The organism is Bacteroidota bacterium (assembly GCA_018816945.1).
Classification (GTDB): domain Bacteria; phylum Bacteroidota; class Bacteroidia; order Bacteroidales.
In genome coordinates this window covers 65,724-79,598 of the sequence record JAHIVC010000070.1, presented here as the reverse complement: position 1 = coordinate 79,598, position 13,875 = coordinate 65,724, and the positions used below count along the sequence as shown (strand labels likewise).

Genomic DNA, 13,875 nt, shown 5'->3' with positions numbered 1-13,875 from the left:
TTGTTATATATTTTTCTTAAAACTATAGTCACTCCTGCCTGCGGCAGGCAGGCCAAACTTTAGTTCACTATAAGTACTTAAAATAACGAACCCTGAACATATTTTTGCTCATGTTCCAACAACCATTTTTTTCGCCAAATTCCACCTCCGAAACCTGTAAGGCTGCCGTTTGCGCCAATTACCCTGTGACAAGGGATGATGATTGAAATTTTATTTTTCCCATTGGCATTGCCAACTGCCCGTAAAGCATTTCGGTCGCCCAAAGCATTGGCAACATCCAGATATGTTTTTGTGATCCCGAAAGGGATTTTCAAGAGTTGATCCCATACTTTTTTCTGAAATTCAGTTCCTTCCGGAAGAAGGGCCAGCTCAAAATTGATTCTCTTCCCTAAAAAATATTCATCCAACTGCTTTAAGGCTTTAGTCAGGATTTCAGGAATTTCCGTTGAATATTTTTCTTCTTCAACGAAGTAAAGCCCAGTGATGTGATCATGATCAGAAGATAATTCAATCAGTCCGATTGGAGAATGGTAATATGCTTTAAAAATATCGGCCATTAGTCGATCTTTAATTTCTTGTACCGGATTCGTTTTGGAGCTGTATCACCCAATCTTTTTTTCTTGTTCTCTTCATAATCGGAATAACCGCCTTCAAAAAAGTAAACCTGCGAATTTCCTTCAAAAGCAAGTATATGAGTGGCAACCCGATCTAAAAACCAGCGATCGTGTGAGATAATCACCGCACATCCTGCAAAATTTTCGAGCCCTTCTTCGAGTGCCCTAAGTGTGTTTACGTCGATATCATTTGAAGGCTCATCGAGCAACAACACGTTGGCTTCCTGTTTCAGGGTTAAGGCCAAATGCAAACGGTTACGTTCACCACCAGAAAGGACCCCTGCTTTTTTGCCCTGATCGGCTCCACTAAAGTTGAAACGGGCAACATAGGCTCTGGAGTTCATGGAATGATCGCCCAATTTAATGATTTCGTTTTCTTCCGAAATGACTTCCCATACCGTTTTTTGAGGGTCAATAGATGTATGAGCCTGATCCACATAGCTAAGTTTTACGGTTTCGCCAACTTTAAAACTTCCACTATCCGGTGTTTCAAGCCCCATGATCAGACGGAATAAAGTCGTTTTTCCAGCACCGTTCGGACCAATAATTCCTACAATTCCGGCAGGAGGCAGGCTGAAATCCAGATTTTCGAACAGAATTTTATCACCGTATGATTTTGAAATCTGATTGGCTTCAATAACCGAATTCCCAAGCCTTGGACCATTTGGGATGTACAATTCAAGTTTCTCTTCTTTTTGTCCGCTATCCTGACTTAATAATTTTTCGTAAGATGCCAAACGAGCCTTTGATTTTGCATGCCTTGCCTTTGGAGCCATTCGTACCCATTCCAATTCGCGCTCAAGGGTTTTACGTCTTTTGCTTTCCGTTTTTTCCTCCATTGCCAATCGTTTGCTTTTCTGATCGAGCCAGGATGAATAGTTCCCCTTCCAAGGGATGCCTTCGCCACGGTCGAGTTCTAAGATCCATCCCGCAACATTGTCTAAAAAGTATCGATCGTGGGTCACTGCGATAACCGTTCCGGCATAATTTTTTAAATGGTTTTCGAGCCATTCAACCGATTCGGCATCAAGATGGTTGGTAGGTTCATCGAGAAGTAAAATTTCGGGCTCGGAAAGTAATAAACGACAAAGTGCAACTCTTCTGCGCTCTCCTCCCGAAAGATTTTTTACGTTCAAATCTCCATCCGGACAGCGTAATGCATCCATGGCCCGCTCAAGTTTATTATCCAGTTCCCATGCGTCTTTCTGGTCGATGAGTTCTGTAATTCTACCCTGCTCGTCAATAAGCTTGTTCATTTCGTCATCACTCATGGGCTCAGCAAATCGAGCGTTGATTTCTTCGTATTTTTTTAAAATATCAACGATTTCCTGAACGCCTTCCTGCACAATTTCTTTTACGGTTTTTGAATTATCCAACTGTGGTTCCTGTTCCAGATATCCAACTTTGTAGCCTGGAGAAAACACGACTTCTCCCTGAATAGCTTTATCTACCCCGGCTATAATTTTCAGTAAACTTGATTTACCCGAACCATTTAAACCGATGATCCCAATTTTTGCGCCATAGAAAAATGAGAGGTAAATGTTTTTAAGTACTGTTTTAGCAGGTGGGTAAGTTTTACTTACACCTACCATTGAGAATATTACTTTTTTATCGTCGCTCATGACTACTCAAATGTTTAAATATTTTTGATAAAATGATAAAAGATCTTTGATGATCGTATTTGCATTATGATTTGTAGTGATTGTTTTACGTGCTTCAATTCCAAGCTGAACAAGGAAATTATCATCGGCAAGACATTTTCTGATTTGGTTCACAAATTCATCTTTAGTGTCGGCAATTAAAATATTTTTTCCGTTTTCATAATCAATGCCTTCGGCCCCAATGGAGGTTGAGATTACTGCTTTTCCCAATGCCATTCCTTCAATAATTTTAATTCGGATTCCGCTCCCCGAATGCAAAGGTACAATCATGATTGATCTGGAAGAAATAAAATTTTTTGCATTTTCAACTTCTCCAAGCAACTTAACATTGCTTGATTCAAAAGCCATCAACCATGCAGGAATTACTTTACAAGCAATGTAAAACCTTAGTTCCGGAAAGACCTTGCGGACAGCAGGCCAAACATCAGAAAGAAACCATTTTAATCCTTCTGCATTCGGCATCCAGTTCATTGCCCCAATAAAAAATAAAGAAGGCTCTTCTTCCTTTACTTGGCTTATTGGATACTCCTCGGCATTAATTCCAAAAGATGCAGTTATGACGGGTTCTTGGGTCAAATTCATGTAATATTCTGCATCAACATTCGATATGCAAACAATTCCATCGTACTTATCCAGATGATCGATTTCGTAGTTTTTCAGTTGAACAGATAAATGATCAAGATAGATTTTACGAAAAGGATTTTTAGTGTACTCGGCTAATCTTTTCCAGATAAGGTGTTCAATATTATGGGCACGAAGAAATACTTTTGCCTTCGAATATTTTGCAATGGTTTTTAAATAGGGAGTCAGAAAAATAGTTTCAACCTGGATAATATCAAATTTCTGATCTTGCAAAATCTGCAATAATTTTTGTTCGAAGTCTTTTGAAATAAAACGATGAACATGATAAGATTTGCGTGTAAAAAAACAGTAAAGTGCAGGTAAAAATCTGGGCGAGAGGTCGATAAACACGGTTTCTAAACGGGTTTTTGTTAGAAAATTTTCGGGAATTGCTGAAGGGTTGAAAAGATATTTATTACTACTGACGGCTAAAACCTTAACCTGATGCCCGGCTTGCATAATGCCTTCTATCATCATGTTCATTGCCATCGATCCGCCCTCATCCGGTGGATAAGGTAATTTATTGCATAAAAATAAAATCTTCATATTTTAAGCTGATGTTTTATCTGCTTTACTGAAAAAATTTATTCCCGATCTAATTACTTTTCGCCAGGCATCCGCATCAAGTAATGGAGCATCGGCAGTAGCTTTATATGTTAGAAAAATTCCGATCGGAAGTAATACCGCCGAGGCAATCCACATTCCAACTTCAGGAGAAAGAACACCTGCAAGTATATATTTTTTACTCATAATAGTTGATATGTGCAAGATGATAAAGAAAATGACAGAAACAACCACAGGAAGCCCAAGTCCACCTTTTCTGATGATTGCGCCTAAAGGTGCGCCAATGAAAAACAGAATCAGGCACGCAAATGACAGGGTGAACTTTTCATAAATGGTGATAATGAATCTGGTTATGTATTCTTGTTGCCGTTTCAATTCATCCACTTCGTAATTTATAGTGTTGGTGATACCTAAAGTACTATTCAAAGATCTTTCGAGTAAATCACGTTTAGTGTCGGGGCTCATGGTTGATAAGTCAAGCCCTGTGTTAATTGAGTTGGGTTCGTTTAAGGCAAATGCACCCGAATCAATTTTGTTATAGAATCGAAAGTTGTTTTTTCGTCCAATGGCAAATTCTTCTGTCCTGGCATTCTTAATAAGAGATAGTGAGTCGATGGAAAAATTAAGTTGCTTTATGTCCAGCATCATATAATGCTTTCTGAAGAGATCTTCATCCAAATGATTCATCTGAAAATTGCCAAGGTCAAATTTTATATTTTCTTCATCAAATGATGAGCGTTCAAAAGGTCGAGTGTTACGATGGCCTTGTTCATCTATCTTTTCCTTATAATTATATCCGTCATATAGTGTGAAAATCATATATCTTCCATCGGGTGTGGTTTCCATTTTTCCTGTTTTAGCAATGGTTACCTGAATGTTTCCAAGCTGATCGGAATGATTATAAATCATTACATCTCTGATGTGGATATCATCATTTTCCTTTTTACCAATACGGATTACATAATTGTCCAGGTCATTATAAAAAATGCCTTCTTTAATATTAAAAGCCAACTTTTTTTCACGAATATCATAATAGAGTGAATGAAATTTCAAATTGGCAATAGGCAATATATTATTTGAGAAGTAAAAAGCGAGTAAGCTGATCAGTATTGATAAAATTACCAAAGGTTTCATAGCTTTTTGCAGCGAGATCCCGGCAGCTTTCATTGATACCAATTCATAATGCTCGCCCATATTACCAAAGGTCATTAATGAAGCCAGTAAAATGGCAAGCGGTAATGCAAGTGGAACAAAAGTGGCAGAAGCATAAAATAATAATTCAGCAATTAAATACCATTCAAGTCCTTTGCCTACCAGATCATCAACATATCTCCAAAGAAATTGCATTACAATGATGAATAATGTAATAAAAAAAGTCATGACCAAAGGCCCGATATATGATTTTAGTATAAGGACATAAATTTTTTTCACGCTGTGGACGGCTTATTTATTGCAAATATAATTAGAATATTCATGAGAATAACGGATGTGCAAGCAGGGTTTAGTTTTTCCGATTTTATTTAATATTTTTACGCCTGAATTAAATATTCCCTTCGAACTTCATTTGATGAGGTTTCGGGAAAAGATAAAACTCTTTATGTAAGCAAGATTGATAAACTATTTGTAAATTATTGAAAATAAATTCACATATGAAACTAATAGAGGTTACTACAAAGTCACATGCAAAGCAGTTCATTAAGGTTGCTCATATCATTTATAAAAATGATCCGAATTGGGTATGTCCGTTAGATAATATGATTAATGGTGTATTTGATCCGAATAAGAATGTTTTTTATAAGCATGGTGATGCCATTCGCTGGTTATTGGTCGACGACAATGATAAACTGATTGGAAGAGTTGCTGCCTTTGTGAACGAAAAAAAGGCTTACAAATTTGAGCAACCTACTGGTGGAATGGGTTTCTTCGAATGTATTGATGATGAAAAGGCTGCTTTTATCTTGTTTGACAAATGTGTGGAATGGCTTAAAAAGAAGGGGATGGAAGCTGTTGATGGCCCGATAAACTTTGGTGAGAATGATAATTTTTGGGGTTTATTGGTTGAAGGTTTCATGCCTCAGAGTTTTGGGATGAATTATCATCCACCCTATTATCGAAAGTTTTTTGAAGATTACGGTTTTGAATCCTATTTTGAGCAGGTTACCAATCATCTCGATATGACAGTGCCATTTCCGGAAAGGTTCTGGAAAATTGCTGACTGGGTTCGACAAAAACCAGCCTATAAATTTCAGCATTTTGAAATAAAAAAGGTGGATAAATATCTTAGCGACTTAAAGGAAGTTTATGATAGTGCATGGCAATATCACGAAAACTTTACACCGATCAACAAAGAGGATTTATGGGCATCTTTCAGAGAGGCAAAGGCCCTTATTGACGAAGAGTTTATTTGGTTTGTATACGCTAATGACAAACCTATTGCATTTTTTGTGATGTTCCCTGATGCCAACCAGATATTAAAACCGATGAAAGGGAAGATGCATATAATCAATAAATTACGATTTTTATGGCTTCTTAAAACAAAAGCAATTAAAAGAACCAGAATTACGATAATGGGTGTGGTTCCTGAATACCAAAAATCGGGTATTGAATCCGGAATTTTTTGGCACATGGATAAGGTAATGAAAAGAAAACCACATTATAAAGAAGTTGAATTGTCGTGGGTAGGCGACTTTAATCCCAAAATGGAAGCATTACACTCTTCTGTTGGTGGTAAATTTGCAAAAAGGCACATTACCTACCGCAAACTATTTAGTAATAAAAAACTGGAACATAGATCAATGGTGATACCAATGGGAACAAGAGATAAGCCTCGATAGGTAAAACTAAAATTTATTCGCCCGTAAAGATAAATTGATACAAGTAATTTTAATTAAGTGACACACATATCGTAATTTAAGCAAATAATTATTAATGACTATTTTTGCACAACTAATACATATACTGATGAAAAAATATATCCTACTTCTTACTGCCTTGGTTTTGGCTTTTCATATCAATCTTAATGCCCAGAAATTAGCTAAATCAGAAATTAATATCTCTGAGCTTAATCAACATATCACCTATCTTTCATCTGATGAATTGGCAGGTCGGTTATCAGGTTCTCCCGGAGGTTTGCTGGCTGCCAAATATATTCGTGATCAAATTAAACCATTTGCTAAATTATTAGGCGATAATGGTTTCCAATATTTTGAAGTGGTTACTGATGTAAAATTAGGTGCAAAAAACAGCTTTAGTTTTCCGAATTTTGAAGGTAAAGTTGATCAGGACTTCTCTCCATATTCTTTTAGTGCAAGTACCAGCTTGAGTGCAGAGATTGTGTTTGCAGGTTATGGATTGGAAATAGATACTGATAGCCTAAAATGGAATGATTATGCAAACATCGATGTTGAAGGTAAATGGGCTTTGATACTAAGAGGAGATCCGGAAAATTCAAAAGAGGACAGTAAATTCCTGCTTTTTGCCGATGATCGGGAAAAGGTTTTAACTGCCCGTGATAAGGGAGCTGTTGGGGTTTTATTTGTATCAGGTAAAAAATTTGATGCAGAAGATAAACTGGTTACGCTGTATTTTGATAAAACATCTTCGGATGCCGGTTTGCCTGTTATCAATATTAAACGCGAGGTAGCCGATCGGCTTTTTAAAACTGAAAATACCTCGGTTGAAGAACTTGAGTTGACCATCGACAGTTTAATGCAGAGAAAGTCTTTCCCTTTGAACATCAGTGTTTCGGCAACAACTGAAATTGTTCAGCAGAGAGTAAAAACACAAAATGTTGTGGCCATGATCGAAGGTAGCGATCCAATTCTCAAGAACGAATATATCGTTATAGGAGCTCATTATGATCATCTTGGAATGGGAGGACAAGGTTCAGGCTCACGCGAATCCGATATTCATGCGGTTCATAATGGTGCTGATGACAATGCATCCGGTGTAGCGGGAATCATTGAATTGGGAGAGAAGTTGGCATCAATAAAACACAAATTAAAAAGGAGTGTAATCATTATTGCATTTGATGCTGAAGAAATGGGCCTGCTTGGATCAACCTATTTTATCAAAAATAGTTTAGTCGATTTGAAATCAATCAAAGCCATGTTCAACTTCGATATGATTGGCCGACTTGACAAAGAATCAAATAAAATGCTTATCAATGGAACCGGGACTTCGGTAGAAGCAGAAAGTATATTGGATCAACACAAAAAGAATTTTAATCTTGAATTGGCTTATTCTCCGGAAGGCTACGGCCCTTCAGATCATGCTGCCTTTTATGGCGAAAATATCCCGGTTTTTTTCTTTACAACAGGAGCGCATCCCGATTATCATACCCCAAATGATGATACTGAATTGATCAATTTTGAGGGTGAAAAACTTATAGCAGATTTTGCTTTTGATGTTATTATGGATGTTGCCAATCGTAATGAAAACTTAAGCTTCCAAATTGCCGGTCCTAAAAAGCAGGCAAGATATGGCCGACAACTAAAAGTTACTTTAGGTATCATGCCTGACTTTACTTCAACTGAGGAAAATGGACTGGGCGTTGGTGCTGTAACTCCTGATCGTCCGGCCGCAAAAGCAGGCTTGTTGAAGAACGACAGAATTGTTGCCATTGATGGTATGCCAATTAAAAACATCTATGATTATATGAATAGATTAAAAAAACTTGAGGCAGGTCAGATAATTTCTGTTGACATCGTTCGAGATGGCAAAAATATCGTTTTATTAGTACAGCTATAGATATCAATGATGTCAGATTTTTTATCCAAAACCTTCTATTTTAAGTTTCTGAAATTTGGGCTGGTTGGTTTTTCCGGATTGCTGATTGATTTTGGGGTTACCTATTTGTTTAAGGAAGTTTTCAAAGTTCAGAAATATCTGGCAAATGCTATTGGTTTTATGATGGCGGCATCATCTAATTATTTCCTGAATCGCATCTGGACATTTAAAAGTACGAATCCTAACATTGCTTTTGAATATTCTGAATTTATCGTAATCTCACTCATCGGACTTGGGATTAATACCCTGATTCTTTGGCTGCTTGTCAGTAAGTACAAATTAAATTTTTATCTGGCAAAGGTATTTGCAATAGCAGTGGTTACAGTATGGAATTTTTTGGCAAACGCATTTATCACTTTTTCATAGCCGAAGAATAAAATCATTGGTAACATAAAGTAGAAGAATGTTAGTATAAATTAAGAGCTAACCATCCCTAAGACATAAACCATCAATTGTCTTAATAAGTTTTGGTCATTGATTCTGGTATGACCAGAATGAAATTCGCCAGGTTTTTATTTTCTTTTGCCAAAGGTTTTACAGATTTTTGCTCGGCTGTTGCAATAGTAATAATTCTGAGGTCAGGGTTTGATTGTTGCAAATACCAAATAATTCCTTCGTAATTATTTGAATGATAGGAGCCGTTGTAATGGATGAAAGTTTTTCCTTTTGTCCAATTTTTTAAAATGAAATATGCCATGGTTGCATCCTTTATAGCCTGTGCTTTAGCAATATTGGATGTAACATGTGGCATATCTTTCATCATTTCAGTCATGCTTTTATATCCTTTTAATTCAGGATCATATTTTATGGGCAATGGAGCAATAAACGATTTCTCTTCCCACGATAAGGTGTCCAAACTTTCAAAACCTTTTTTATTAACCAGTGAGGCATACTTTCTGGGGATATTTGTGGCAATAAACCTTAAATGATTTGTTCTTGCAAATTCAACAAGGGGTTTATAATCGGTTTTATAATTCTTCCATAATTCGGCTTCCTGCTCAAAAGTTTCGGCATCGACTTCTTCATTCAGGTATTCATCCAAAACATCCTGATCATCTGCTTCTAACATCTCTGCGCCCAATACCAACCGGTTTTTTTTAAAATTGTAAATGTCCTTAGTAAGTTCTAGCTCTAGCCAATGGCATATAGGGTTGTTGTGGAATTCCCCGAAAAAAACAATATCGGCATCTTTGGCTGTAGTCAGGAGTTTCTTATAATTAACCTCTTTACCATTTGCTTGAAACAGTTTATAAGCCGGTTTATCCGATTTCATTGAAAAAAGAATAAATACAAGAGGTAGCAGAAGCAGGGTTTTTTTGTTCATCTTAGTATTATTTAAGTTTTTGTCTGAGTTTTTCACAAATATCAGGATTAATAGGGGAGGCTTTCCCATTTTTATCAATTTTAACAAATAGCATTTTTGTGGAACAAACAACCGATTCTTCGTGTTCTTCAAAGTCAAATCTTCGTGCTTCCATTGTGAGTGAAATTGAAGTTCGTCCGATATGGTTAACTTTGCCGTAAATGCGGATATGCTGGTTAACTTTAACCGGTTTTTTAAAAACCACTTCGTCCATTTTCAGGGTAATCATATTTGGAGTGCAACAAGTAGAAGCCGCCATTGCTCCCGCTGCTTCATCAATCCACTGAAGCATCATCCCTCCAAACAAGTTATCGTTGATTCCGATATCGCTGGTTTTGCAGATTTTGGTTGAAATTAGTTGCATGATTTTAGGTTTTAGCTTTACTTCTTTAGTTCTTCAGCATGAAACATGAAGGGTAAAATATCGTCGATACTAGAAATAACCTGGATTTTTCCGGTTTCACCTTTTAAAATAATTTTAATTGGGCTTTTTTGTTTAGTTTGATATTCGGCCAATACTTGTCGGCAAGCTCCACAAGGAGCAACAGGATTTTTGATGACAAAGTCACCAGCTTTAGCAGTGATTGCAATCGATTCAATTTTCTGATCAGGGTATTGTGAAGATGCATAAAAAATAGCTACCCGCTCGGCACAAATGCCTGATGGATATGCAACATTTTCCTGATTGTTGCCAGTAATTATTTGACCATTTTCTAAACGTAAGGCTGCTCCAACATAATATTTTGAATATGGAGCATAAGCTGCAGAAACAACTTTCTCAGCTTCAGTTACTAATTCACGATCTTTCTGATCCAGATCACTGATCAGATCATATTCGAGGTAGTTTATACTTAGGATTACTTTTTGCATTATTCGAATTTTTCATTAGCTAAGATACGATTTTCAGTATTAATCTGCTTTTTTGCTTTCATCTTCCGGGTTTAGAAGAAATATTGAGTTAAAAAACGCAAAAAACGTGACCCCGGCTTGTGTTTCCAAGGTATCATCAGTAAGCATCGAAATTAGTATAATCAACATGAAAGCAAAATATCGATAATTAGAAAAAGCCTTGATTTTTATGCCGGGATAAATGAGTGCAAACATGAACCAAATGAATCCAAATATACCAACTGATATCATTATCAATAAATATTGGTTGTGCGATTCCATGCGGTTTTTCGGAAATAGTTTTGAGTTCATTTCATTGTACTGCGTCTCAAATTCTTGAGGGATGTTTCCTGTACCTGCTCCCCACCAAAAATTTTCCTTAATAATGTTAATCGACACGGTCCAAAATTCGATTCGTTGAGCTAAAGAATTTCCGTTTGGATTAGCTGTTTTTTGATAAACTTCATAACCAAATATTATTTTCGAGATTCGACTTTTAATCCCGGGATTGTAAATGTGGTTCGCGTTGGCGATTCCGCCTTCAATAAAACCAATTTCCTCATTTGTAAGTTGCTGAACTCCCTCCTTATCTTTATAAAGCCCTTTGGAAGTTAAAAAACGGATAAGCGTTGAACGAAGAGCTTGTCTTTTTTCATCAGGGCCGTCAAAATCATAAGTGCTGCGAACATTCCAGGCTTCCTTAAGTTCCTCTTCGCACAAATGCAAACCAATATATTTGCCATCTTCAATACCATAATTGATTGTGTCGTGCAGGTAAGCATTTCCATGGCTTGTTGTTTTTTTGAGCTGACGGAGTTCAATTTTAGGAGTTGTGTAAAAATGGTTCAATTCATTATTAATAAAAAGCCAAGTGGCGACGAAAAACGAAATAAGTATGGATGAAAAAACGATTTTCAGGACAATTGACCCTGATTTAAGGAGTATTTTTATTAAAAATACAACGGTGAGGATGCTCAAGATTAAGATTCCTATTCCCGACTCTAATTTGATCAAGATAAAAAGCAGCCATAAAATAATAATTGCAAACAGGATTTTAACCAAGCGTTTTTGAAATCTTTCTACGAAAATAAATCCTATTAGGATAACGATCGCAAAACAGATCATTAGTCCGAATCGTACTGGGGAAATAAAAATAGAAATATTCCGGATTTCGGTAAAGTTTCTTCCAAATAATTCAATTGCACTGAAAATAGTTCCGGCTAAAACGGCGGCAACATAGAAAAGCAACAAAACATGTAATTGCTTTTTGCTAAGTGAAGGCATGCTAGCTATGATTAAGGGGAGGATTAATAGTGGTAATATCCCTCTTAAATCTGTCAATACATATTCAAGACTTCCGCCTCGTAAAAAGCCCGTTAGAAAAATGAGATACATTGAAATCAGGATAAGTGCAGTTTTGTTACGCCAGAATTTCTGAATTTTTAAATAAAGATTCTTTTGGAACGATGACCACCCCAAATGCAATCTCTTAAAAAACGATTTTGGTATTTCACTTGAACCGGCTTGCTTGCCGAATCCTGAGAATAACCATATAAAAAGCAGTACGAATTGGAATAGGGACATTGTATAATTCGACAAAGGCAAGCTTATTGCCAGTAGAATCAAGCAAATGAAATATAAAGTTGTACTTGTGATGTGTTTAATGAACATTCATTCAATAAATTATTTTTTCCCAAGTATTTTGTTTGGTTCGGGTAATAAAAGTACTTGATATTGGTTTTGGTTCATCAAAACTTCCATCGCTTTATCTAAATCCATATCACTATCAAGAGATGTCTCAACTTCTCCTGCCATATAGTAGTATCTTGAAACGATTTCCATTTTCAAAACTTTTTTAATCTCGTCCTGATACTTGGTGTATTCCGCCGACTTATTCTCTTTAATAGCAGCTTCAAGTGCTGTAAATTCATTTTTTACTTCCTCAAATGAATTTTCTCTTTCTGCTTGTTTTTTTAATACTTCAAGGGTTCGCTCGTACTGAGTTTGGTAATTGAATTTCGCTAGTTTTAAATAGGCCAAAAAATCCTGATAGATTTCATCGCTTATCTTGAAATCTTTAGCCTTGGCTATGGAAGGATGCTCACTTTTGAATTTTGTAGCGTAATCAAAAATCAAAAAGCGCCCATAAAGATTGGCAGTAAGCTGGCTAAAAGTACTTTGCGCAACTTTGATATCAGGATCAATTCCGCCGCCATCATAAACTTTTCTGCCTGATTGGGTTTTATATTCTGAGATTAATGAATCGGGGATTTTAGTAAATTCATCATTCTCGTTTTTTAATGAATAATCAATGTTCTGAATACATCTGCCGCTTGGGATATAATATTTAGCAATGGTAACTTTTACCTGTGTATTATAGCTTAAAGGAATTATATTTTGAACCAATCCTTTGCCATACGATCTTTGCCCGACAATGACAGCCCGATCAATATCTTGCAAAGCACCGGCCACTATTTCCGAAGATGAAGCAGATCCGTTATCAATCAATACGGCAAGCGGAATATTCTTATCAGTAGTCGAAAACCGCGTTTTATAAGTCATATTTGATTCTTGAATTTTTCCTTTGGTAATGAGTACTTCCTTATTCTGGTCGACAAATAAATTTACAATATCAATAGCTTCATTCATCAATCCACCGCCATTTCCCCGAAGATCAAGAACCAATCCTTTCAGCTTGGTTTTACTTTTCAGGTCCAATAATGCATTTTTTACTTCCCTGGTGGCATTATGCGAAAATCCAACCAGTTTTATGTATCCAATATTGTTGTCAAGTAACCCATAATATGGAACATTTTCAATTTTAACGATTTCACGGTTAAATGTAAAATCCATTAATTCTTCTATTCCATATCTTTTTACTGTAATTTTGGTAGAGGTTTTGGCCGGCCCTTTTATCATTTTACTAACTTCTGCGGAAGTCTTGTCCTTAATACTTATATCATCAATTTTTATAACCTGATCACCAACATACAAACCTGAAATTTGTGCCGGGAATCCTTTGTAAATTTCTGAAATGATTGTTTTTCCATCTTGTTGATGGATCAATACACCAATGCCGCCATAGGTTCCGGTTGTGATAATTTCGTATTCTTCTATTTCTGATTCAGGGATGAAAACCGTATATGGGTCAAGTTCCTGAAGCATGGCATCAATTCCTGCCTTCATTAGTTTTTCAGGAAATATTTCATCAACATAATTGATGTTTAGCTCTTTAATCAGGTTGGAATAAATATCCAAGCTCTTCGCTATTTTAAAATTATTTTGGTTTTGGGCATTTAGGTGTAAGCTAAATGAGATAAGCAAAACTGCTGTAAAAAGCGTATAGTATTTTTTTAGAAATTTTGTGGCCATAATT

The 13,875-nt window shown here is 36.3% G+C and carries 12 protein-coding genes; 3 read left to right on the top strand and 9 right to left on the bottom strand.

Annotated features, from left to right (window positions below; genetic code table 11):
- Positions 1-77: 77 nt before the first annotated feature.
- Genes KKG99_11030 through KKG99_11015 form a run of 4 tightly spaced genes read right to left on the bottom strand, consistent with a single transcriptional unit; the run spans position 78 to position 4,891 of the window.
- Positions 78-557 (bottom strand): methylated-DNA--[protein]-cysteine S-methyltransferase, encoded by a 480-nt coding sequence (locus KKG99_11030; protein ID MBU1013530.1) that lies wholly within the window; start codon positions 555-557, stop codon positions 78-80.
- On the bottom strand, positions 557-2,236 hold the full coding sequence (gene ettA / locus KKG99_11025) for an energy-dependent translational throttle protein EttA (GenBank protein MBU1013529.1): 1,680 nt from the start codon (positions 2,234-2,236) through the stop codon (positions 557-559). The genes KKG99_11030 and ettA overlap by 1 nt, the downstream gene beginning before the upstream one ends.
- 6 nt (positions 2,237-2,242) lie before the next feature.
- Positions 2,243-3,442 carry a glycosyltransferase family 4 protein gene (locus tag KKG99_11020; GenBank protein MBU1013528.1) on the bottom strand — a complete coding sequence of 400 codons (1,200 nt, stop codon included), beginning with the start codon at positions 3,440-3,442 and terminating at the stop codon, positions 2,243-2,245.
- 3 nt (positions 3,443-3,445) lie between these two features.
- Positions 3,446-4,891: an LptF/LptG family permease gene (locus tag KKG99_11015; protein ID MBU1013527.1), complete on the bottom strand. Its 1,446-nt coding sequence runs from the start codon at positions 4,889-4,891 to the stop codon at positions 3,446-3,448.
- 218 nt (positions 4,892-5,109) lie between these two features.
- Between KKG99_11015 and KKG99_11010 the strand changes: the two genes are divergently transcribed.
- From KKG99_11010 to KKG99_11000, 3 genes are all read left to right on the top strand, one after another.
- On the top strand, positions 5,110-6,294 hold the full coding sequence (locus KKG99_11010; GenBank protein ID MBU1013526.1) for a GNAT family N-acetyltransferase: 1,185 nt from the start codon (positions 5,110-5,112) through the stop codon (positions 6,292-6,294).
- A 127-nt stretch (positions 6,295-6,421) separates the two neighbouring features.
- Positions 6,422-8,209: a M20/M25/M40 family metallo-hydrolase gene (locus tag KKG99_11005; protein ID MBU1013525.1), complete on the top strand. Its 1,788-nt coding sequence runs from the start codon at positions 6,422-6,424 to the stop codon at positions 8,207-8,209.
- A gap of 9 nt (positions 8,210-8,218) precedes the next feature.
- Positions 8,219-8,614, top strand: a complete 396-nt coding sequence (locus KKG99_11000; GenBank protein MBU1013524.1) for a GtrA family protein — start codon at positions 8,219-8,221, stop codon at positions 8,612-8,614.
- A gap of 91 nt (positions 8,615-8,705) precedes the next feature.
- Here the strand turns inward: KKG99_11000 and KKG99_10995 are convergent, their stop codons facing one another.
- From KKG99_10995 to KKG99_10975, 5 genes are all read right to left on the bottom strand, one after another.
- Positions 8,706-9,572 (bottom strand): ChaN family lipoprotein, encoded by an 867-nt coding sequence (locus tag KKG99_10995; protein ID MBU1013523.1) that lies wholly within the window; start codon positions 9,570-9,572, stop codon positions 8,706-8,708.
- A gap of 7 nt (positions 9,573-9,579) precedes the next feature.
- On the bottom strand, positions 9,580-9,975 hold the full coding sequence (locus KKG99_10990) for an acyl-CoA thioesterase (GenBank protein MBU1013522.1): 396 nt from the start codon (positions 9,973-9,975) through the stop codon (positions 9,580-9,582).
- A 17-nt stretch (positions 9,976-9,992) separates the two neighbouring features.
- Entirely contained in the window at positions 9,993-10,481 is a 489-nt protein-coding gene (gene cdd / locus KKG99_10985) for a cytidine deaminase (GenBank protein ID MBU1013521.1), read from the bottom strand.
- A 39-nt stretch (positions 10,482-10,520) separates the two neighbouring features.
- The gene (locus KKG99_10980; GenBank protein ID MBU1013520.1) at positions 10,521-11,894 is read right to left on the bottom strand and encodes an O-antigen ligase family protein; all 1,374 of its coding nucleotides are present in this window, start codon (positions 11,892-11,894) and stop codon (positions 10,521-10,523) included.
- Between the two features lie 288 nt (positions 11,895-12,182).
- Entirely contained in the window at positions 12,183-13,871 is a 1,689-nt protein-coding gene (locus tag KKG99_10975) for a S41 family peptidase (GenBank protein MBU1013519.1), read from the bottom strand.
- Positions 13,872-13,875: the final 4 nt, after the last annotated feature.